The organism is Glutamicibacter sp. GQ173 (genome assembly GCF_059759215.1).
In genome coordinates this window covers 91584-113874 of sequence record NZ_JCAXDT010000003.1, presented here as the reverse complement: position 1 = coordinate 113874, position 22291 = coordinate 91584, and the positions used below count along the sequence as shown (strand labels likewise).

Genomic DNA, 22291 nt, shown 5'->3' with positions numbered 1-22291 from the left:
GTCCTAGATCATGGGCGGCTACTTCGAATCGATGGCCTGCTGCAGCCGCTGCCCGAAGACCGGCACCAGCGTGCTCATGTAGGTGTCGCTGATGTGGTGCTTATCCCGATAGATCAAAACATTGCCGACAACCACTGGGCAGGTTCCAGCTACGCAGAACTGGTCGCTGAAGTCCAAGACCTTCACTCGCGGCTCCAGCTTGGCGGCGGCCTTGGTGGCGTCGCCCTTTTCGTAGGCCCCCTTTTCGGGGAATGAGCAGGCTTCGGGGTTATTGATGTTCTGCTCCACGCAGTCCCTGGCGTAGGAATCCTGGGGCGGCCGCGGGGTATCGGCAATGGCATAGACCGGCAGGCCGGCATCTTCGAGCTTGCCCCACGCGGCCGCCAAGCCTTGCGCGGGATCGGAAACGAAGGTGGACCCGCCCCAGTTCGAGGTGATCACCGCGTCGATGTCTTTTCGCTTGGCCAGGTCATCCATGCTCTGCTCAAAGGCTTCGCTGCAGTTGATGCTTCCGTCTTGATCTGCCTTGCGCTGCGCTTCGCTAAAGGGGCACGAGTTCTTCAGATAGGTAACAACTTTCCACCCCTTGCTGCGTGCGAAGCCGTTCAACGCCTCGAACCAGTGGGCGGCATGCGAATCCCCAACAAGCGCCACCGTATAGGTCGCATCCTTGCTGCCGAACTCGCATTCCTTGATCTGGGTCGACTGCGGATTCTGCACGCAGCTGCCGATGTCGGGAAGATCCTTGGCGGCCTCGGCCGGCACCGGGACCACCTGGTGTTCGCCGGTGACAAAGGCCGGTGCGCCGTGGGCCAGCGATGCTGCGCCGAATCCTTCGGGCGGTTGCTCGGCCAGCGCGGTTGCCACCTGCTGCTCCTGTTCCACCATGCGCTCCTGGGCGATGCCCGGAAGCAGTCCCGCCGTAGCGGCCACCGCGACCATGGCAGCACCGGCAATCAGGGACTTGGCCGGGGAAACAGCCAAGAAGCGCAGGTGGCGCATCGGTGTCTCCACGAATTTCAGGCTCGCCCATGCCAAGAGCAAGGAACCGGCCAACAGGGCGGCGGATTGCAGCGGCTTCGGCTTGCCTCCGGAGAGCTCGGTGTAAAAAACGATCAGCGGCCAGTGCCAAAGATAGAGCGAATACGAGGCAAGGCCCACCCATTGCACCGGCCGCCAGTTGACGAGCTGGTGCAAAGAGCCGGGGCCGCGGGTGCTTCCGGCGGCAATGATCACCGCGCAGCCCAGTACCGGCACTGCAGCGGCAACACCGGGGAAGACGGTGGCTCCGTCATAGCTGAAGGCGGCGATGCCAATGGCACCCAGCGCGACTAGAACGGCCAGATTTCGCGTGGACCATGCAGTCACCCATCGTGGAAGGCGCAGGGCATCGTTCTCATGTGCTTGCACGCCGAGCGCCAGCAATCCGCCAACGGCCAGCTCCCAGATTCGGGTGGTGGTCACGAAGTACCCTGCTGCGTCCCCGGAATATCCGGCGTACGCCGAGTACCCCAGCGACAAGAGGGACACCGCGCCAAATGCCAGCCACAACCACCGGCGGCGGGCGGCAAAATGATCGGAATGCGCTCCGGGAACCTCGAGCTTGACCAGCCAGCACACCGCCAGGATCAACAGCGGCCAGAAGAGATAGAACTGTTCTTCCACGCCCAGGGACCAGAAGTGCTGCAGCGGTCCTGCCGCTTGCTCGGCGGCCAGATAATCAACGGAATCTGCGGCCAGCACCCAGTTCTGCACGGAGAAGGCGGAGGCCAAAGCCTGCAGGCCCAGTGTGCCCCACTGGGTCTTCGGGAAGACCAAGAAGCCGGCGGCCACAACCACCAAGATTACGAGCATGGCGGCGGGCAGGATGCGCCGGGCCCTGCCGGCAAAAAACGCCGATAGCCTGATGCGCCCGGTGCGTTCGGCTTCGCGCAACAGGTGCGAGGTAATCAGGAAACCCGAGATGACGAAGAAGATGTCCACGCCGATATAGCCGCCGGGAACCACTTTGGGCTCCAGATGGTAGGCGACCACCAGAAGGACCGCCAGTGCACGCATCGCTTGGATTTCCGGTCTGAAATTATTGACCTGCACGGAATTCGAACTCATATTGTTCGATCTGACCAGCCTGGGATGAACAACAGGTAATCAAACGGTATCCGCCGGGCTAACGGCTGATGGGAAGCTCAGCTGCCTTCGCTCTGGCTTGGCGTGGAGAGCGGGTATTTGGCATCCAGTTTCGGATCAACGCCCAGCCTTATTATTGCGTCCAGGAGCACCTTTCCTGCACCCCAGTAAATCGGAATGAGTAGCCAGATGTACCATCCAAGTCCTCCCGCAGTTCCCAGGATGACCGTTCCGAAGGTGACCAGAAGACCAACGCCACGGAAGATCATCATGATCCCTTGCGTGATTGAGTCTCGCCGCTCTTGTTCTGCACGGGTCCGGGACTCAAGCCCTTCTACGGCTTGAGAGAAATTTGGCGTTTGAACGCTCTGGAACAATTCGCCAACCTGCACATCCAGGGCCCTGGCTACCTGCGAGATGGACTCCAAGCTGGCATCATTCCCGGCTTCAAGTCGTTGAATAGTTCTGACCGTAATGCCGCTCTGTTTGGCCAAGCGTTCTTGAGTCCATCCCTTGGCCCGGCGAAGTTCTGCAATCCGTGATTCATTCATGGAACTAAAGCTATCGGCGGGGACCTCGAAACCACCACGACAGGACCACGACAGTTGCCCGACGGCTTAGCGACAGCGCACGACTGGCGAACAAAATGGCGATTGACCTGAATTATTTGAACATGCCTCATGGGGCATATTCGAGGGCTTGCCAAGTTCGAGTTAATTCGATGAAGCACGCGCAGCGCGGGCATCAATTGCGCTGCTGCTTTTCGCGGATCAGATCCAAGGCCAGGACAGAACCGATGATTGCTTGCCGCTGCTGCGTGCCGAGATTGCTGGACAGCTGCAAGGCATAGGTCGACTTGCCCATCAGCGCATTGCCCATTCCGGACCATTGGCGCGTGACCGTACCCAGTACCCCTTGGGGACCGGTGATCTGGAAATCAAAATCCCACACGCTGCCAGTCAGGTCCAGCTCCTCGCCGAGCATCGAAATGGTGACGCGGGTCTTGAACAGGGTGATCCGCTTGACCAGGCTCGCCAGCGGGCCGCCATTCCCGTCGAAGATCTCGAAGCGGTCGCGGCCCATGGTCATGGTGTCCTTGACCTTGATCACCGGTTTCTCCGGCCCGTCGAAGACTGTCAGCTCCCGCGCGCCAGCGAACATCCGCCCCAGCGCACTGCCCCCGGTCTCAACATGGGCAACCTGCATGCCGTGGGCGTCAAGGATTGCAAAATCATTCTTCGAGAAATTCTTTGTCTGCTGAAAAATGAGCATGTCTTGGGCAAAAATCGTCATGCTGATGATTATGCCACCGATTTTTTCCTGCCAACAGGTGGGCCTGGATACGCAAAAGGCCAGCATCGCTGCCGGCCTTTTGCGATGCAGGAACTACGCTGAGAAGAACTCGCGTGCCACCTTGGACAGGTACCAAGGGTCATCCACGCCGCACATTTCACGGGCCGAGTGCATGGACAGCAGGGCAACACCCACGTCGAGGGTGCGAATGCCCAAGCGGGTGGCGGTCAACGGGCCGATCGTCGAGCCGCACGGTACGCGGTTATTGGACACGAACTCCTGATAAGGAACCCCGGCGCTCTCGCACCAGTTGGCGAAGGCCGCAGCGCCTACCGCGTCGGTGGCATAGCGCTGGTTGGCGTTGATCTTCAGCAGCGGCCCGGCGTTCACCTGTGGCCGGTTGGCCGGGTCATGGCGTTCTGGGTAGTTCGGGTGCACCGCGTGGCCTGCATCGGCTGAGAGGCACACCGAATTGGCCAGCGCACGCGCCTGGTCTTCCACACCTGCGCCCAGCGAAGCCTGGATCCGGTTGATCAGCTCTTCGAGGAAGGGGCCACAGGCCCCCGAACGCGAACTTGAGCCGAGCTCTTCATGGTCAAAAGCAGCCAGCATGGCAACGTGCTGGCCCGCTGGCTTCCGCGAGTGGCCGGTCAGCGCGATGATTCCGGCGTGCACCGAGGTGAGGTTATCGAGCCGGCCACTGGCGAAGAAGTCCTTCCCCTGGCCAAAAACCTCGCCGCGTTGTGCCGGGGCGGTGAGGATGTCGTATCCGGCTACCTGTGCTGGGTCCACGCCAGCAGACTCGGCAAGGACCGCCAGAATATCGGCGTCTGCCAAGTCCCCTGCGCCGAAGATGGGGTTGGTGTGGGTCTGCTTGTCCAGGGTAAGACCTTCATTGACCTGGCGATCAAGGTGGATGGCCAGCTGCGGGATGCGCAGGATTGGCTGCGTCTGGGCCAAGTGCTCGGTGCCGTCCTTGAGCACCAGGCGGCCAGCGAGAACCAGTTCGCGATCCAGCCAGGAGTTGAGCAGCGGGCCGCCGTAGACCTCGACGCCGGCCTGCCACCAGCCGTTGGACCCAGTGGTCGGCTTTGGCTTGAGCTTGAAGCCCGGGGAATCGGTATGGGCACCGAGGATATGGAACCCGGATGTCGCGGTGGCGGCCTCGGGCTGAACCCAAGCGATAATCGCGCCGTCGCGCACCACGTAATAGGATCCGGGACCGAGATTCCAGGCGTCAGCTTCATTCAGGCCGGTGAACCCGACAGCGTCCAGCCGCTTGGCGGCCGTTGCTGCCGCGTGGTAGCTGGAAGGGGAAGTTGCGACGTATTCGGCCAGGTCTGCAATGTGGGCCATTGCTGCGGCTTGTGCCATAGCTGGTTACTCACTTCTTTCTGTCATCGTCTCGCTGAAATCCAGGATGAGGTTCCCGCCTGGATGATCGGGTTGCTCTCCAGCTTAGTATCACGGTGCCCGGTTCCCGGCGGATCAGCCGTTCCAGGGCCCGCCAATAACCACCCAGACACCTGCATCTCATGCTTGACTTGGAGCCTAGCGTCGGCAAAGCTGAAGGCATAGCGGGAGACTACGAAAGCGAGATCATCATGAGTGCATCTGATCCAACCCCAGAGCCGCACAGCTTGCCTGTGGAGCCCGATAATGGCGTGCAGGTTAATTCCGGTGAACACGCGGTCCAGCCGCGGGCGCCAAAAGCCGGCAAGGCTCCACGCGAAGTGCCAGAGCCCAAGGAAAAGCTTCCGGTAACCAAGCTGGGGCGCATCTGGACCGCTACCGTCTTGGGCATCATCGTGCTGATCCTGCTGATCATCTTCATCGCACAGAACCAGGACCAGGTGACCCTGAGGTACTTCGCCTATGAAGGCCAGGTCAATCTGGGCTTGGCGCTCTTCATCGCCGCCGTTGGCGGTGCCCTGGTGGTAGCTATCGCAGGAGTGGCTCGAGTGATCCAGCTACGCGCCACTGCGAAGAAGAAGCGCAAGGCAGCCAAGCGCTAATAACGCTTCGGGCCGCTGGCTGTCGAGTTTTCACTTCGGCATCCAGCGGCCCATTGTTGTTTGCGGAATCAGTAATCCAGCCCCTGGGAAGGGACAACCAGGCCCGTTTCATAGGCGTAGACCACTGCCTGGACTCGATCGCGCAAATGCAGCTTGGTCAGGATCCTGCGCACATGCGTTTTCACGGTCGCTTCGGACAGGAAGAAGCGATGCGCAATTTCCGCATTCGACAACCCCTCGGCGAGCGCCCGCAGCACTTCTTGCTCGCGCGGAGTGAGGTCATCCAGCAGAGGGTCGCGTGGAGCTTCAGCAGGCTGCCCTGCATGGGCCTTGCCGCCATTTCGGACATAGGTTTCCAGCAACCGCGCGGTGACACGCGGCGCCACCACGGCATCTCCGGAGGCCACCAAGCGCACCGCGTGAACCAGTTCCTCTGGAGCCACGTCCTTGAGCAGGAATGCGCTGGCACCGGCCTGCAACCCGGAGAAGGCGTATTCATCAAGATCAAAGGTCGTCAGAATAATGATCTTGGTGTCCGGGTGCTCCTTCGCGATGCGTTCGGTGGCTTCGATGCCATCCATTTTGGGCATGCGGACATCCATGAGCACCACGTCCGGCTTCAGCACCGCAGTCTGCGTCAGCGCATCCAGGCCATCGGCGGCTTCACCGGCAATGGCGATATCTTCCTCGCCTTCGAGGATCAGCCGGAATCCCATGCGCAACAGCGGCTGATCATCAACCAGCAAGACCTTGATTTTTTCTTCCACGCCTATTCCTTCGCTGTTTTCTGCTTCGCTATCTTCACGTCGCATTCGGGAACCTTCAGCACCGCTTTAACTATCCATCCGCCACTGGCTACCGGGCCGGCTTCAACGTTCCCCTCGAAAAGTGCTGCCCGTTCGCGCATGCCCCGCAGTCCCCGGCCGCTTCCGACGCTGGGCACCCTGGTGGCATCCCCGTTATCCATGACTTCCAGCCGCAGTTCATCGCGCCGCCGTTCCAAACGTACCTGCACATCGCTGACGTTGCGGGCATAGCGCAGCGAGTTGGTCAGGGATTCTTGGATCATGCGGAAGACCGTCAACTGGAAGGTGGTGTCCTCGGGCAGCTCTCCCCCGGTTTGGGTGAAGGTGATGGGCAGCCCGGCGGTGCGGAAGCCCTCGAGCAGTTGTTCGACATTGCCGCCGGTAGGTTGCGGTTCCAATTCGCCCGTCTCGTTCTGGCGCAGGACTCCCAGCATGCGGCGCATATCAGCCAAGGCGGCCCTGCCAGTGCCCGAAAGCTCGTTGAGCACTTCGTCGGCACGGACCTGATCCCGCTTGGCCACCACCCTGGCCCCCTCGGACAAGGCGATCATCACGGACAAGGAATGGGCCACCACGTCATGCATCTCCCGGGCAATGCGGTTGCGCTCTTGAACCTGGGCCAAGCTGGATACCTGGCGGGCCCAGTGGTTGAGCTCGGCCTCGTGAATTCGCGCATTGCGCACGTTCATGCCAACTGCGGCCGCGGCAATGTAGAAACCAATGACAAAGCTGCCCGAAATGCCGATGATGATTCGGCTGAAGGTTGCTTCATCAATGCCGTCGCTCGGATCCAGCTCCATCCCCGCCATGTCAGGGAAGCCCATCAGCACCATGAGCACCACTTGGAAGCTGCCGGCCAGCACGGCCAGGGGAATGGTGCGCTTGGCCGAATAGCTGGTGGCCACCGTGTACAGGGCAATGATCATGCCCATGCCGCCTAAGCCACCCTGCGGGCCTGCGATGATCAAGGCTACGCATTCAAAAACGAACACCAGGATGATGACGGTCATCGGCGCTTTTCGGCGATAGAGCAGTGCGGCACTGACCGCCAGCGTGATGACCAGCAGGCCGGTGGCGTTGGCTCCCGGCATGGCCGCGGCTACCAGGACTCCTGGCAGGGTGAGCAACAGGTACAGCACCACGGCGCCGATGACCACCAAGCGCGGGTGGGTGCGCAGGTAACGGCGCAACCGGCCCATCCGCTTGGCGGTCAGTTCGTCAAAGGAGGCAACAGTTTCCTGCAGCGTCTGTTGGGTCATGGTTCCAGTGTAGTTTTCTCGGCCAATTCGCCGATTACTTGATGTCCCGCTTGGCGAGCAATACTGCGCCGAGGGCCAATGGGATGATGGTCCATCCGGCGACGCCGGCCAGCTGCTGCCAGAGTTCCAAGTCGGTTGGCACGCTCAGTGGCGTGGCCAACGACAACCCCAGCTGGTCGGGCAGGAAGGCCGAAATGTCCTTGGACCAGTCCACGAGGGTTCCGAGGATTGCCGTGATGATCGGCAGGACAAAGAACACACCGGCCAAAATGGTGATGCCACCGGCCGAATTGCGCAGCAGGACGCCCAGAGCCAAGCCGATCAGGGCCGCCATGATCACGGCCAGGGTGCCGTACCACAGCACCGACTGGAAGGATTCGCTGCCGAACTCCAGAACCAGGTCATACTTTTCGGCAATCGGCTTCGCCACTACAAAGGCCAGGAGGCTGGATACCAGTTGTGTCAGGCCGGTCAGCAGCACAATCAGGATAATCTTGGCTGACATCACGCGCCATCGTTGCGGACTGGACAAGAAGGTGCTGACGGCCGACCCAGTGGTGAACTCGCCGCTGAACAGCAGCACTCCCAGCACGCCCAGAATCAACTGGCTGAAGACCAGGCCGGAGCCGAGGGTCTCGCTGGCAAAGCCTGGCTGCGCCATGGGGCCCATGCCCTCCATTTGGCTGACATCCCCCATGCTCTGCAGCAGCGATCCCACGCCCCAGGTGCCTATGACGGCGATCGCCGCATAGAGCAGCACCGCCAAGGCCAGCAGGATTGCGGTGGACTTCAACGCGAACATGCGGATCGCTTCGCTGCGCAGCACCCCGGCGAAAGTGACCTTGCCGCGCAGCGGCGCTTCAATATGAGTAGTCATCTTCTTCTACTTCCCGCCGCTGTGCTCGGCAACAATATTCGAGTTGTATTCCACGGCGTCTCGGGTCAATTCCATGTAGGCATCTTCCAAAGTGCGCTGCAGTGGCCGCAGCTCGCTGAGCGCCACGCCGGTTTCCAAGGCTCGGCGCCCGATGATTTCCGAATCCGGGCCGGTGACCTCCAGGGTCTGCCCGTCAATGCGCCGCAGCTGAATGCCTTCGGCGCTCAACGCATTCATCAATGCGTCGATATCCGATGCGCGAACGATCGTCTGGGCCAGTCCGTTATCAATGAATTCGCTGATCGGGGCATCGGCCATGATGCGCCCGCGGCCAATGACAATGAGGTGGTCTGCGGTTTGCGCCATCTCGCTCATCAGGTGCGAAGAGATGAAGACGGTTTTTCCTTCCGCCGCCTGCTGGCGGGCGAGGTTGCGCACCCAGGCCACGCCTTCGGGGTCCAACCCATTAACCGGTTCATCGAGGATCAGCACCTGCGGGTCGCCCAGCAGCGCGGTGGCGATGCCCAAGCGCTGGCCCATGCCCAGGGAGAACCCGCCCACCTTCTTGCGCTGCACGCCGCTCAGTCCGGTCAGTGCCAAGGCCTCGTGGACCCTGGAGCTGGGCAATCCGGCGGTGGCCGCCATGGCCCGCAGATGCGCCAACGGGGTGAGCGACTTGTGCACGGACTTGGCTTCCAGCAAGGTGCCAACCTCGGTCAGCGGATGCCGGGACTTCTTGAAGTCCCGCTGATTCACCAGCACCTGTCCGCTGGTGGGCGCCGCCAATCCGACGATCATCCTCATGGTGGTGGACTTTCCGGCCCCGTTGGGGCCGAGGAAGCCGGTTACCTTTCCGGGTTGCACCGTGAACGACACCTGGTCGACCACGGTTTTATTGCCGTATCTCTTCGTCAACTGCTGAGCCTGGATCATATCTCCAGCCTAGAAAAAATGGGGCCGTGATGAACCGCCCCGAATGCTGATCTTCTGGTCACTCAAAAGGTTGAGTGCGCCGGGCCGAAGCAGCGATGGCATGCACCCGTTGGTGCATGCCATCAATGATTGCCGCGCGGAATCAGAATCCGGCGTGGGTGGCCAAGAAGATCATCCCGGCCAGGCCTACCGCGAAGGGCAGAGCCAGCAGGATCATGAGCTTGAGCTGGTCGCGGGCGATCGCCACGCACTCGCGCAGGAACGCGCTGGGCCGATAGTAGGCCGCCGTCTTTCCGCCGAAGGCGCGGGCTTCCAGGCCCATCTGGCGCGATGCCAATGCAGCTCGCAGCGCATGGTAGTCGCTGGTGACCAGCCACAGCTGGCCCTCCGGCTGGCGTTCGCGCACCAGGGCATTGGAGAAATCCAGGTTCTCCACGGTGTCCTTGGCCCGGTCCTCAATCAGGATCTGGGATGCAGGGATGCCCTGCTCGCCCAGGTAGCGGGCCATGGACACGCCTTCGGGTTCCTGTTCGTCGTGCCCCTGCCCGCCGGTGGGGACCATCAGCAGCCGAGGTTCGGCTTGCGATGCATACAGCGCGATCGCCTTGTCCAGCCGGCCGCGCAGCAAGGGGGTGACCTTCCCGTTGATGGCGCGCGCCCCGAGTATCACCGCGGCTGCCCCGCGGGTTTTGGCCGGGAACCTGGCGTGCACCCACGCATAGAGCAGCATCATCGCGAATAGGCAGGCCGTGAAAACGGATGCCATAAAGAGAATGAAGGCCAGCGCGTAGCTCCACCAGGTATTGATCTGCACCAGCAGCACCGCGAGCACCGGCAGGATGAACACCAGCACCCCGGCAGCCAGGGACAGCAGGTTGGAGATCCGCGCGCCTTCGCGCCGCCACATCAACACGCCGTTGTAGATCAGCGCCGCGCCGAACACCACCACCATCAGCGGGGTCATCACCAGGACGATGGCAATGAGGAACCCGAAGCCCGGCACCACGGTGGTCAGCAGATCCGCCACGGCCGCGAGGCTGGAGCACACGAGCGGGAAGAGCAACGCGGCCAGGCCCAGCCGGCGTGGATCTTTGCGGTATTGCCAAATGAACACCGCCCAGAGCACTGCAAGCAGGGCCCATCCTGCGAGTTGAACCAGTAGTTCCTCCATTGCCGACTATCCCACCGATTTCCAGTTGTTGATGCGGTATTCGCGTTTGAGCATTGATTGGGCTCCGAGGTATCCTCCCATGCCATGCACCGATGGACCGGGAGGGGCCGCCGACGAGATGAGGTACAGCCCCTTGGACTTCAGGTACCAGGGATCCAGGGAAACCCGTGGCCGCTTGATGGTGCCCAGCAGATCCATGGTGCCTCCCGATAGGTCTCCGCCGATCAGCGCGGCGTTCTGCCGCTCGAGGTCCTTGGCGGTGACCACGTGCGCTTCGAGGATGATCTCGGAGAAGCCCGGGGCAGCCCGCTGGATCATTGATTGGATTTCGTAGCGCATATCTGCCGGCGAATCCAATGGAACATGGCAGTAGGCCCATATGACGTGCTGGCCGGCTGGCGCGCGCGAGTCATCGAATTGCGAGGGCTGGGCCACGATGGTGAAAGGGGCCGCCGATCCGCGATGGACGGCTGCGCGCTCGGCCTTGCCGACCTGCGCGGCGGTACCGCCAAGATGCACGGTGCCGGCGGTGGCCAGCGCCTGATCCCGCCATGGCACCGGTTCGGAGAGCACAAAGTGGACCAGGCAGCTGCCCGGCGAGCGCCTGGTAGTGGACAGGGCCCGGGAAAGCTGTTCGGGCAGGTGGCCGGCGCTGAGCTTGGCGGCATCTTCGGCGGAGGTGTCGAACAGGATGTTCTGCGCGGACAGCTCATCAATGTGGTTCACCCGCACGCCGGTGTGGATCTGCGCGCCATGGGCCATGGCTTCGGCGGCCAGGGCTTCGCTGATGGCCTGGGAACCGCCACGCGGAATCGGCCAGCCCTTGGCGTGGGCCGTCGCGGCGAGGAATAATCCGGCACCGGCGCTGGCCGGCCCACGCGATCCGCCGGCCACATGGGCCGAGCAGCCCGAGTACAGTGCGGCGGCCTTCTCATACTTCGTGGAGAACACTTCCTTGAGCCCCATGCCGCCCACCGTGGCGGCGGCGAAGGCGGCCAGGGCCTGCGGATGACGCGGGATCTTGAGCAGCGTGTCGAGCAGGGTGGCGCTGATCCCGTCGATCTGGTGGACCAGCGGTTCGATCAAGCGGCGATACATCCGGCCTTCTGCCCCGCCCAATGCTTCGACGGTGCGCTCCAAATCCTTGTAGGCGCACACGGTGCGCCCATCGAGCACATGGGCGAAGGACAGCTGTGGGGTGATGAACTCGACCCGCTCGTGGACCCCCAGTTCGCGCATGGCCGGGGATTGCATGGCCATCGGGTGCACGGCGCTGCCCAGGTCGAAGATCGCCTCGGAGCCGTTCAGCGATTGGGTCCTGGCTGCCCCTCCGATGCTGTCATTGGCTTCATAAACCTGGACAGCCAGTCCTGCCCTGGCGGCCACGGCGGCGGCAGCCAGGCCGTTGGGCCCGGCCCCGACGACGGCGACGTCGATCATTTCCCGCTCCCAGCGGGCTGGTGCCGCTTCTTCGCTCCCGGCCACAGCGAGCGCAGGGTGGTCTTCTCCGGCAGTCCGGCAAATTCGCCGGCCAGCGGGTCATCCTGGCCGACCGCGCGGATCGGGTCGCGCCGCGGGTCAAGGATTGAGCGCGCCACCAGGTACATCAGGTAGCCGAGCATGATCATGTGGGCCAGCACCAGCACGACGTATCCAGCCTCCGGGAAGGCCTTATGCGGGTCCTCGGCGGAGAAGGAATCGAGATAGTTCCAAAGTCCATAGAAGTGGGCGATCTCCACCAGCATCCAGATCACGAATTCGCGCCAGCGCGGCAGGGCCAGCACGAACAGCGGAATCAGCCACACGATGAACTGCGGCGAGTAGACCTTGTTGACCATGACAAAGGAGGCGATGATCAAGAAGGCCATCGAGCCCAGCCGCGGAGTGCGCCGGGAGTACAGGCCCAGCAGGGCAACGCCTACGCAGCACAGGAAGAAGAGCACCAGCCCGTACCGCGAAATCTGCTCCGCCTCGAAACTCGGCATGCCCGGGTTCTTGGCCGCTACCACATTCCAGGCGTGCCAGAAGCTGGAGAGGCCCGCGCCGCGTTCCGAGGAGAAGCTGAAGAAGTGCATGAAGGATTTGGGGAAGGCCAGCGCGTAGGGCAGGTTGACCAGCACCCAGGTGGCTGCGGCCGTTCCCCCGGTGATCCAGAAGGTCTTGAGCCGGCCGGTGCGGATAGCCAGCACCAGGATCGCGCCAAGGATGAAGAAGGGGTAGATCTTCATCGCCGCGCCCAGGCCGATCAGGATCCCGGCCAGGACCGTGTGCTTGCGGGCAAAGGCCAGCATGCCGGCGGCCAGCAGGGCCACGGCCCACATGTCCCAGTTGATGCTGCCGGCCAGGATGATCCCTGGGGCAATGGCCACCATGGCGGCATCCCAGGGGCGCCGCCCGGCCATGCGCACGGTGCACAGCACGGTAACCATCCAGAGGATCGCCACCAGCACCAGGTTCATGTCGAAGTACAGCAGCGAGCGGTTGGCCACCGACTCGGGCACGATCGAGGCCACCGCGGACGCCACCGCGCTCATGAGCACCGGATACTCGAATTCGGCGCTGGAGCTAAAGGGCGCCCAGGGGTTTTCCGCGAATCCGCGAGCGCCGAACAACGGCACCCAGTCGCTGTAGCAGGCGTAGAGGTAGGGGTTGTTGCCGCCCCAGCCGTTGATCCTGCACGGGTTCTTGGCCAGCAGCATCAGCAGCGCGCCGAGCGTGGTCATCAGGATGATGACCCTCTCCACGCTGAAGAATCCCGGGTCTATTCGCCCCGGATCGCTGCGCCGTCCCAGCGGGCCGCCGATCAGTGCCGTGAACTGCCGAAGGAAGCCGTCCGCGCGTGATGGCACGGTAATACGCAGGGGGCCACGCCGGGGCGGTGGCTGGTTTGGCTCGTGCATACCCACCAGCCTAGATGTTTTGTCGGCGCCCACCGGTGTGCACACCCGGGTTTCGCGTTAACTATCGGGTTCACCCCGCTGGCCAAGCCTCCACCGAAGTCCCATCGATGCCGCCAAAATGGCTGTTGACCTGACTCTCAGCAAATATGCAGGTGATTACACCGCGACTTCACCCCTCGTTTACCTAAATACTCCCGATTGGTTAACTAAGGCCCATAGCGTCATATCCGTGAGCAAAACCAATCAGCCACATGTCATGGCGATCATCCCCGCACGGGGAGGTTCCAAGGGCATCCGGCTCAAGAACCTGCGTGAGATCGGCGGCAAGTCGCTGCTGGGACGCGCCATTGAATCAGCCAAGGCCGCGAGTACAGTCAGCGACGTCGTGGTCAGCACCGATCATGAGCAGATCAAAGCCGAAGCACTGCGCTACGGCGCTCGCGTCGTTGACCGACCGGCAGACATCGCCGGGGATACGGCCAGCAGCGAGTCGGTTCTGCAGCATGTCCTGGCCAACACGCAGCCCGCGCCGGCGGTGACGCTCTTCATCCAGTGCACCAGCCCGCTGATCGACCCAGCGGATCTGGATGCGGCCGTCACCACGGTCACCTCCGGAAAAGCGGAAGTCAGCTTCGCAGCGGTGGCCGACCACGGTTTCCACTGGGCTGTTGGCGAGAATGGCGAAGCGGTAGCGGTGGGGCACGAGAAGCTGCACCGCCCGCGCCGCCAGGACCGCGAACCGCGTTTCCGCGAAACCGGGGCGTTCTACGCCATGGACACCGAAGGCTTCCTGGCCGCGGGGCACCGGTTCTTCGGCCGGGTCCAGGTCCACGAGGTCCCGGCCGAGCACGGGATCGACATCGACACCGAGGCTGATCTGCTGCTGGCGGAACTGACACTGCCCGATGAACCGGCAGCGATCAGCGTGGATGCGGTCATCACGGATTTTGATGGCGTGCACACCCCGGACACCGCCTATGTCGATGAGCACGGCACCGAAACCGTGCGCGTCTCGCGCTCCGATGGCATGGGCGTGGCCCGGCTTCGGGCCGCCGGAGTGAAGTTCCTGATCCTCTCCAAGGAAGCCAACCCAGTGGTGGCCGCCCGGGCCGCAAAACTCAAGGTTGAAGTGGCCCACGGCATCGAGAACAAGGCCGAATACCTGGCCCAGTGGCTGGCCGACGAGTCGATCAACCCGGCGCGCGTGGCCTACGTCGGCAACGACATCAACGACCTCGGCGCCATGAGCCTGGTTGGCTGGCCCATCGCCGTGGCCGATGCCAACGAGCAAGTACACCGTGCTGCTCGCCACCGGCTGTCCCGCAAGGGCGGATACGGGGCGGTGCGAGAACTGGCCGAACTGGTCCTCGCAGCACGCTAACCCGCAAATTTTTCCAAGTTTCACCCAATGAAAGGCAAATCAATGACCTCCGTGACCACCGAAATCAAGCCAGTTGCCATCGGCGAATCCCTGCTCGGCGCTGGCCAGCAGGTCTACGTCATCGGCGAAATCGGCATCAACCACAATGGTGATATCGAAATCGCCAAGCAGCTGATCGACGTTTCGGCCGAGGCCGGCGCCAACGCGGTGAAGTTCCAGAAGCGCACCCCGGAAATCTCCACCCCGACCGACATGCGCGACAAGATCCGCTCCACCCCATGGGGCGACATGACCTACCTGGACTACCGCTACCGCGTCGAGTTCGACCAGGCGCAGTACAAGGAGCTCATCTCCTACGCAGCCTCCAAGGGCCTGCACGCCTTCGCTTCCCCATGGGACGTTCCTTCGGTGGAGTTCATGGAAGAGCAGGGTGCAGTCACCCACAAGGTCGCTTCCGCATCGGTCACCGACATCGACCTGCTCAAGGCGCTGGCGCAGACCGGCAAGCCGATCATCCTGTCCACCGGCATGTCCACCATCGAGCAGATCGACAAGGCCGTGGAGACCCTGGGCACCTCGAACTTGGTCATGATGCACGCCACCAGCACCTACCCGCTGCCTCCCGAAGAAGCCAACCTGCGCATGATCGAAACCCTGCGCGACCGCTACCAGGTTCCAGTGGGCTACTCGGGCCACGAGCGCGGCCTGCAGATCTCGCTGGCAGCAGTGGCCCTGGGCGCCGTCACCGTGGAGCGCCACATCACCCTTGACCGCACCATGTGGGGCTCGGACCAGGCTTCGAGCCTGGAGCCAAAGGGCTTCGAGTCGCTGATCCGCGACATCCGCATCCTCGAGCAGGCCATGGGCGACGGCGTGAAGAAGGTCTTCCCGGGCGAGCTGGCTCCACTGAGCCGCCTGCGCCGCGTCGACGCCTAATCACTGCCAGGTATCCGGCGGTTGGACTCACCGACGGGTCCAACCGCCGTTTATTTATGTCTGCATAAGGAAGGCCGAGAAGAAGACATGGACTTGATCCCCGGGCGCATCTCCGTGGTTATCCCCGCCTACAACCAAGAAGCATTTATTTGCGATGCTCTCTCATCGCTGACCCGGCAAAAGCTGGGACGCTGGGAGCTGGAAGTGCTCGTGGTTGATGACGCATCCGACGACCAGACGGCCGCGCTGGTGCGCAGCTACCAGGACCGGCTACCGGGCCTGCAGCTGATCAGCCTGCCCGAGAACTCCGGGGTGTCCGCGGCCCGCAATGCCGGGCTGGAGCAGGTCACCGGCGAATATTTCACTTTCCTCGACCCTGACGACTGGTACTCTTGCGAGCACCTGATGACCTTGGCCGAGTCGCTGACCGAGCTGCATGTCGACTTCGTGCGCTGCGACCACGTGCGGGTCACCGGCACCAACCGCGTGATTCACCGGGCCCCGCAGGCGCTGCGAGGAATGCCGCTGGACCCCGCCGATGATATCGAGCCGGTCGATTCGCCGTCCATGGTGGACTACACCTTCGTCTGGGCGGGCATGTACCGCACCGAGCTGATGCGAACGCAGGAGCTGTACTACTTCGACTCGCAGCTGCACAGCGCCGAGGACCGGTTGTGGCTCTGGAAACTGCACTTGACCACCAGCAAATATGCGGTCGTTTCCTCGCCCGGGGTCTTCTATCGACGCGGCCTGCCCGGTTCGCTGACCCAGGTCTTCGACCAGCGCCAGCTGGGTTTCATCCCCGCCTACGCGCAGATCCTCAACGAAGTGCGGCTGCATCCGGATGCAGAACGGCACCTGCCCAAAGCCATGCGGCAGTTCTTTGCGATCGTGTGCCATCATGAGAAACGGGCGAAGAACTATCCGCCCGAGGTCCGCCTGGAGATGAAGCAAAAGCTGCGCCAGGTGTTCACCACCATTGACGCGCCCTTGGCACGCCAGGTGGCACTCGAAATGGACGTCGCCCGCCGCCGCCATATCCTCTCCTTCCTGCAGCCAGGTCAGATCGGGGCCGCCAAGTGATCGCACTGATTGAAGCCAGCAGCTACTTCCAGCTTGCTTCTCTGGCCGCGATGGCCGATGCAGGACTGCTTCCCGATGCCGATGAACGGGTATTGGTCCTGGCCAACGGTTCACAGGTCCCGGAATTGACGACACCGCTGGATCAGGTCCCGGGCTTTGAAAAGCTGGCTGCTCGTTTCGACCGGGTCGTCGACTTCGCAGCTCTGGCTGCCCCGCGCCGACCTTCCCAGTTCAACCCGCGCGAGGACGAGCTGCACATCTTCGAGCGGCTTCTGCGCAGCGCCTGGGATCTTGGTTCCGAGCCGCTGACCCTCGTTCTGGAATCCGTCCAAGTCAACCCGGCTCGGGCACTGGCCCGCATCTTCTTCGAAGCCCAGCTGTGGGTGCATTCCGACGGGCTGATGTCCTACGGGCCAACCCGCAATCGGCTGCCGATGCCGCTGCGCCAGCGCTTGATGGGGACCATCCACGTTGATCTGGTTCCCGGGTTGGAGCCGCACCTGCTGGCCGAGCTTCAGCCGGTCCGCAAAGTCCTGCGGGCCCAGCAGCTGGAGCGGATCTTCACCGAGCTGGCCGAGGAAGCGCACTTCGAGCTTCCCGGTTCAAGCGCGCTGATTCTTGGCCAATACCTTGGATCCCTTCGCCTGATGGACTCGGATGAAGAGTTCGAGCTGCATGTGCAGATGCTTCAGGAAGCCCTTGATCGCGGGCTGGATACGGTGCTGTTCAAGGCGCATCCATCAGCAAGTGCCACCTCGGCGGCACGGCTGGCCAGTGTCGCTGGGCAGATGGGCCTGGATTTCCGCCTGCTGGACACCGATCACCTGGCCGAAACCGTGATCGCCTCGGCCCGGCCAGAAGTGGTCATCTCCTGCTTCTCCACCGGCCTGGCCACCGCCAAGTACATTCTGAACACCGATGTCCATGCGGCAGGCACCGGAGCGATGCTCCAGGCACTGGCACCCTATGAGAATTCAAACCGGATTCCGCTCTCGATCATCCACGCACTGTTTGTCCAAGGCGTTCCGGCTCCGGCACACAGCGACGGCGATGACCAGCTCTCGAAGCTGCTGGTGGCCGTGGCCTACTGCATGCAAGCGGCCCAGCTGCCTCAGCTGCGCGAACCTGCCGCCGAATTCCTGGGCGTCCACTACCCCGAGTTCTCCGCCCACTTCAAGCGCCGCCGGATCACCAAGCTGGATTTGCCGCCGCGCTGGGTGCATCTGGCATCGCGCCGCACCTTCCCGTCCAGGGTCCGCGGAGCCTCGCGCCGGGTATTGCGAAAAGGGTCGAAGCAGCTGGAAACATTGTCCAAATCCCTCAGCCGACTGGCAAAATGACCCTCATCATGATGAAACTGACCCAGCACGACACCCATGAGGTTCCGCGTCCGCGATTCGGGACCGCTCATGTGTGGGTCGAGTCCCCGCTGCAGCTGCTCTCCGCCGTGGAAACCCACGCCGCAGGGCTGCTGGGCACGGATATCCGGGTTGTTCCACGCCTTGGCATGCCTTTGGAGGCCACTACCCAGGCGCTGCTCAACCATGCTCCGGCCGGGGTGCACTTCGAGCCAGCGGCCCGCAAGCCTCCGCAGCCCAAGAGCTCTTCGGACCGGTATGTCACCGGCGATGCCTACTCGGGCAAGGTGCAGCGCAGCTTGCTGGCCGGGGTAAAGGCCAAGGAAATCATCATCATCGATGACGGGCTGGCCACCTTGGCGCTGATCAAGCAGCTGATCAGCGACTCCCCCACCCCGTTGGTTCGCGCTCGAGCCAAAAACTCGGCGGCCCGCATTGCCATGGGTCTTGCCACCTGGCATCGCTTGCGCCAGCTGGCTCGCGAAGACCGCTTGCTGATTGTTTCCGCGCTCTTTGTGGATGCTGCAACGCGCTCGAAGATGGCTGATCTGGGGATCAAGTTCGCCCAGCACAAGTTCGAGTGGCTGGCTACCCAGCCGGTCGCAGAGAGCTTTGCCGAACCGACCTTGCTCATCGGATCCGCCATGGTTGCCGATCAGTTGATTCACGAGCAGCCATATTTGCGGTGGATCGAGGGCATTGCCGCAGACGGACCGGTTGCGTATTTCCCGCACCGGCGTGAAACCCCGGAACTGCTGGAGAAGATCTCGAAGATTGACCAGGTAGTCCTTAAGGAACATACTGTCCCGATTGAAATGCGGCTGCGGGTACTGCGTCCGGGGCAGGAAATCCGGGCCTTGCCTTCTACCGTGATCCCTTCCCTTCGGCTGCTTTTGGGCCCGGATTCCAGATGCCTCTATCCCCAGGCGGTCCCCGATAATTGGTGGACCGAAGGTACCGACCTCGCATTGCGTGAGCACCTATCCAGTTCGTTGAAGGTGTGAAGCCGCTAATGAAACCCTCAGTTCTTGCTATTGCCGACTCTGATTCCTATCTGAAGCTGGCCACAAGTTTTTTGCATCGCTTGGGTCCCGAATGGGACCGCAAGGTATATCTGGCGCGCACTCCGGTGATGCCCACCGAACAACAGATTTCAGCGGCATTTGAAGGCACCAATCTGGATCCGCAGATGCTCGAGGTCATCCAGCTCTCGCAGTTGGAAGCTGATTCGGTCCAGGAAGACATCATCTTCGCTTCAGCGACAGGTCCTGTTGTTGCCGAAATCTATTCGCGGATCCTGCGTACCGAACCGGTTGATGGGCGCCGTACCGCCTTGATCTCGGCTTTGCCCGGTGTTGCCTACCCTGCCACGCAGAAGGGCTGGAACTATCGTCGAGCCGGCGATGCCTTTATCTGCCATTCACATGCCGAGGCCCGCGACTTTTCGTTCATGACCGAATCCCATGCCGGGCATCAGCCGACCATCATGGTCAGCAAGCTCCCGTTCTTGAACTGCACGGGATTCCCCCCAGCCCAAGAAAAGCTGATCAATCGCTTGGTCTTCGCACCGCAGGCCAAGGTACCCGAGACCGTCGAACAGCGCGAGTCGATCCTGCTTGCGCTGGAGCAGGCCAGCAAGATGAATCCGGGTCTCGAGGTCGTGGTCAAGCTCCGTGCCAAGGCTGGAGAACCGCAGACCCACCTCGAGGCCCATCCATACGACAGCCTTTTCACGCAGCTGCAGTCGCGCAACAGGATCAGTGCCGAATCACGAATCCAGTTCGATACCGGATCCATGAGCGAGGCCCTCGTTCCCGGAAGCGCCCTGGTCACTGTGTCTTCCACTGCTGCTTTGGAATCCTTGGACCGCGGCTTGCCCACAATGGTTCTTTCCGATTTCGGCGTGAACACGCAAATGATCAATACCGTCTTTGTCGCTTCCGGGATCATCGGCGAATTGGAAGATGTTGTTTCGCTGAACTTCGGAGAGCCCAGCAAAGCATGGCTGCGGGAAAACTACTTCCACCGCATGGATCGCAGCTTCTTTCAATCATTGGAGTTCCTGGCCCGGCGGGCGAACGCTGGACAACTGCGTACCGATCCGGAAGTCTTGGCATTCATCCGGCGCCAGCCGCTGCGCCATCGACTGCGTACGGCGTTGCCATCGCCTGTGGTGAAGGTGCTGCTGAAAATGCGTCATGGATACCGACACTCACGCAACCACAGAGCCAGAAGCCTGTCATGATCAAATTAAGTTTCACCAATGACTTCCCTTCTGGTCTTCACATTCAGGCTTAGTCATGATCAACTAGCCTTTTAATGATGTACATAAATTGTTGCGAGAGTCCGTGGGGGTCCTTCCCTCACGGACTCTTTGGCCCTCTGCCGCGAACTTCGAGCAGGTGGTAACTGCAAAGGTTGGGAATGTTCTGAACACATTAGGACTTAAGATCAATATGGGCCTAATTTCAGGACAAACGTTTGACGTGCCCGAATGCCCGAAGATTTGTACATTTCAATAAGGAGCTCATGTGTCGGCCAATCCGATCCGCGTTGCCATTGTTGGCGTAGGAAACTGCGCCACTTCTCTTGTCCAAGGTGTCGAGTACTACCGAAACGCGGACGCGGAGTCCACCGTTCCGGGACTCATGCACGTGCAATTCGGCCAGTACCACGTTGGAGACGTACAGTTCGTTGCTGCCTTTGACGTTGACGCGAAGAAGGTCGGCCTCGATCTTTCCGAAGCCATCCTGGCCAGCGAAAACAACACCATCAAAATCGCCGATGTGCCTGCCACCGGCGTAACGGTCCAGCGCGGCCATACCCTTGATGGACTCGGCAAGTATTACCGCGAAACCATCGAAGAGTCCGATGCTGCGCCTGTAGATATCGTCCAGTCCCTCAAGGACAACAAGGTCGACGTGCTGGTTTGCTACCTGCCAGTTGGCTCAGAGCAGGCCGCCAAGTTCTACGCCCAGTGCGCCATCGATGCAGGCGTGGCCTTTGTCAACGCGCTGCCAGTGTTCATCGCTGGCACTCCTGAATGGGCCAAGAAGTTCACCGACGCCGGCGTGCCCATCGTCGGCGACGACATCAAGAGCCAGATCGGTGCAACCATCACCCATCGCGTCATGGCCAAGTTGTTTGAGGACCGCGGCGTGGTGCTTGACCGCACCTACCAGCTGAACGTGGGCGGCAACATGGACTTCAAGAACATGCTCGAGCGCGATCGCCTGGAGTCAAAGAAGATTTCCAAGACCCAAGCCGTCACCTCGAACACGTCGGCAAAGCTGGCCGCTGACGATGTCCACATCGGACCGAGCGACTTCGTTGCCTGGCTCGATGACCGCAAGTGGGCTTTCGTGCGCCTCGAGGGACGAAACTTCGGTGATGCCCCGGTGAACCTGGAGTACAAGCTGGAAGTCTGGGATTCCCCGAACTCCGCGGGTGTCATCATCGACGCCGTGCGCGCTGCCAAGATCGCCCTTGATCGCGGCATCGGCGGGCCGATCTTGTCGGCTTCGAGCTACTTCATGAAGTCGCCGCCAGAGCAGTACGATGACGAAACTGCACGCAACAAGGTCGAAGCCTTCATCCGGGGCGACGTGGAACGCTAGGCGTTTCGCTTAAACGGTGCGCGAAGATGGGCCAGGACTTTAGTCCTGGCCCATTGTCGTACCTGGAACTGTTCCCAGACGCGGAGAAGCCCGCCGGCTTGCAGGCCGGCGGGCCTCTGGGCACTAATATGCGAGATCATAGTGGGTACCTCTTATTCAATTTGTGGGCAACGGTAATGGCGTTGTGCCCACCTAGCGAATACGAAGGTACATTTCTACAGGCACGTGATTCTTGAGCTCACGCTCACGCATTCGGCGATTGAATTCCGTGCTGTCAACGTTTTTCAGCTTGCTGCTGTCTTGACGCTTTCTCATTTGCTTTCCCTCCCTTCATTCACCGTTGAAGGGGAGGGAAGATCCTGGCGCGTGGTAGAAACGGCGCGAGCTTTCAGGCTTTCTGGACCAGCGAAGATAAGTTCCGAGGTGCGAACTGCCCGTTGAGCGGACGAGGAGTACAGGGTGCTAGACATGAAAAAGTTCCTAAGGTGAGAGTCGATTACTGACCTGCAACCTCAGGAACTGGGTGGGATTCACC

Annotated in this window: 19 protein-coding genes; 8 read left to right on the top strand and 11 right to left on the bottom strand. The window is 61.7% G+C overall.

Annotation, left to right across the window (positions count from 1 at the left end; genetic code table 11):
- Positions 1 to 18 precede the first annotated feature (18 nt).
- From AC6CHO_RS06505 to AC6CHO_RS06490, 4 genes are all read right to left on the bottom strand, one after another.
- A complete protein-coding gene (locus tag AC6CHO_RS06505) occupies positions 19 to 2109 on the bottom strand; it encodes an acyltransferase family protein (RefSeq protein WP_498214222.1) in 2091 nt (696 codons plus the stop codon).
- A 77-nt stretch (positions 2110 to 2186) separates the two neighbouring features.
- A complete protein-coding gene (locus AC6CHO_RS06500; protein ID WP_498214221.1) occupies positions 2187 to 2678 on the bottom strand; it encodes a helix-turn-helix domain-containing protein in 492 nt (163 codons plus the stop codon).
- A gap of 193 nt (positions 2679 to 2871) precedes the next feature.
- Positions 2872 to 3420 (bottom strand): LURP-one-related/scramblase family protein, encoded by a 549-nt coding sequence (locus AC6CHO_RS06495; RefSeq protein ID WP_186467991.1) that lies wholly within the window; start codon positions 3418 to 3420, stop codon positions 2872 to 2874.
- Positions 3421 to 3513: 93 nt separating this feature from the next.
- Positions 3514 to 4794 carry a M18 family aminopeptidase gene (locus AC6CHO_RS06490; protein ID WP_498214220.1) on the bottom strand — a complete coding sequence of 427 codons (1281 nt, stop codon included), beginning with the start codon at positions 4792 to 4794 and terminating at the stop codon, positions 3514 to 3516.
- Positions 4795 to 5024: 230 nt separating this feature from the next.
- On the opposite strand from AC6CHO_RS06490, the gene AC6CHO_RS06485 reads away from it, so the two are divergent.
- Positions 5025 to 5435 carry a LapA family protein gene (locus tag AC6CHO_RS06485; protein ID WP_498214219.1) on the top strand — a complete coding sequence of 137 codons (411 nt, stop codon included), beginning with the start codon at positions 5025 to 5027 and terminating at the stop codon, positions 5433 to 5435.
- A 68-nt stretch (positions 5436 to 5503) separates the two neighbouring features.
- Here AC6CHO_RS06485 and AC6CHO_RS06480 read toward each other — a convergent pair whose 3' ends face one another.
- The 7 genes from AC6CHO_RS06480 to AC6CHO_RS06450 all read right to left on the bottom strand — a co-directional run bounded on the left by AC6CHO_RS06480 (position 5504) and on the right by AC6CHO_RS06450 (position 13381).
- Entirely contained in the window at positions 5504 to 6247 is a 744-nt protein-coding gene (locus tag AC6CHO_RS06480; RefSeq protein WP_498214218.1) for a response regulator, read from the bottom strand.
- On the bottom strand, positions 6205 to 7500 hold the full coding sequence (locus AC6CHO_RS06475; RefSeq protein WP_498214217.1) for a sensor histidine kinase: 1296 nt from the start codon (positions 7498 to 7500) through the stop codon (positions 6205 to 6207). Before AC6CHO_RS06475 ends, AC6CHO_RS06480 begins: the two co-directional genes overlap by 43 nt.
- 34 nt (positions 7501 to 7534) lie before the next feature.
- The gene (locus tag AC6CHO_RS06470) at positions 7535 to 8377 is read right to left on the bottom strand and encodes an ABC-2 transporter permease family protein (protein WP_498214216.1); all 843 of its coding nucleotides are present in this window, start codon (positions 8375 to 8377) and stop codon (positions 7535 to 7537) included.
- A gap of 6 nt (positions 8378 to 8383) precedes the next feature.
- Positions 8384 to 9310, bottom strand: a complete 927-nt coding sequence (locus AC6CHO_RS06465; RefSeq protein WP_498214215.1) for an ABC transporter ATP-binding protein — start codon at positions 9308 to 9310, stop codon at positions 8384 to 8386.
- Positions 9311 to 9452: 142 nt separating this feature from the next.
- Positions 9453 to 10481, bottom strand: coding sequence for a YdcF family protein (locus AC6CHO_RS06460; protein ID WP_498214214.1), 1029 nt, complete (start codon positions 10479 to 10481; stop codon positions 9453 to 9455).
- Positions 10482 to 10487: 6 nt separating this feature from the next.
- Positions 10488 to 11921 carry a phytoene desaturase family protein gene (locus AC6CHO_RS06455; RefSeq protein WP_498214213.1) on the bottom strand — a complete coding sequence of 478 codons (1434 nt, stop codon included), beginning with the start codon at positions 11919 to 11921 and terminating at the stop codon, positions 10488 to 10490.
- Positions 11918 to 13381: a glycosyltransferase family 87 protein gene (locus tag AC6CHO_RS06450; protein WP_498214212.1), complete on the bottom strand. Its 1464-nt coding sequence runs from the start codon at positions 13379 to 13381 to the stop codon at positions 11918 to 11920. The genes AC6CHO_RS06455 and AC6CHO_RS06450 overlap by 4 nt, the downstream gene beginning before the upstream one ends.
- A 229-nt stretch (positions 13382 to 13610) precedes the next feature.
- Here AC6CHO_RS06450 and AC6CHO_RS06445 point away from each other — a divergent pair, with 229 nt between their 5' ends.
- From AC6CHO_RS06445 to AC6CHO_RS06415, 7 genes are all read left to right on the top strand, one after another.
- Positions 13611 to 14762 (top strand): cytidylyltransferase domain-containing protein, encoded by a 1152-nt coding sequence (locus tag AC6CHO_RS06445; RefSeq protein ID WP_498214211.1) that lies wholly within the window; start codon positions 13611 to 13613, stop codon positions 14760 to 14762.
- Between the two features lie 42 nt (positions 14763 to 14804).
- Complete coding sequence (locus AC6CHO_RS06440; protein ID WP_060703215.1) at positions 14805 to 15698, top strand: N-acetylneuraminate synthase family protein; 894 nt, start codon at positions 14805 to 14807, stop codon at positions 15696 to 15698.
- A gap of 87 nt (positions 15699 to 15785) precedes the next feature.
- Positions 15786 to 16781 (top strand): glycosyltransferase family 2 protein, encoded by a 996-nt coding sequence (locus AC6CHO_RS06435; RefSeq protein WP_498214209.1) that lies wholly within the window; start codon positions 15786 to 15788, stop codon positions 16779 to 16781.
- The gene (locus AC6CHO_RS06430; RefSeq protein WP_498214208.1) at positions 16778 to 18121 is read left to right on the top strand and encodes a polysialyltransferase family glycosyltransferase; all 1344 of its coding nucleotides are present in this window, start codon (positions 16778 to 16780) and stop codon (positions 18119 to 18121) included. The genes AC6CHO_RS06435 and AC6CHO_RS06430 overlap by 4 nt, the downstream gene beginning before the upstream one ends.
- An 8-nt stretch (positions 18122 to 18129) precedes the next feature.
- Complete coding sequence (locus AC6CHO_RS06425; protein WP_498214207.1) at positions 18130 to 19143, top strand: hypothetical protein; 1014 nt, start codon at positions 18130 to 18132, stop codon at positions 19141 to 19143.
- 8 nt (positions 19144 to 19151) lie between these two features.
- Complete coding sequence (locus AC6CHO_RS06420) at positions 19152 to 20384, top strand: DUF6716 putative glycosyltransferase (protein ID WP_498214206.1); 1233 nt, start codon at positions 19152 to 19154, stop codon at positions 20382 to 20384.
- Positions 20385 to 20670: 286 nt separating this feature from the next.
- Positions 20671 to 21756: an inositol-3-phosphate synthase gene (locus AC6CHO_RS06415; protein ID WP_498214205.1), complete on the top strand. Its 1086-nt coding sequence runs from the start codon at positions 20671 to 20673 to the stop codon at positions 21754 to 21756.
- The last annotated feature ends 535 nt before the right edge of the window (positions 21757 to 22291 follow it).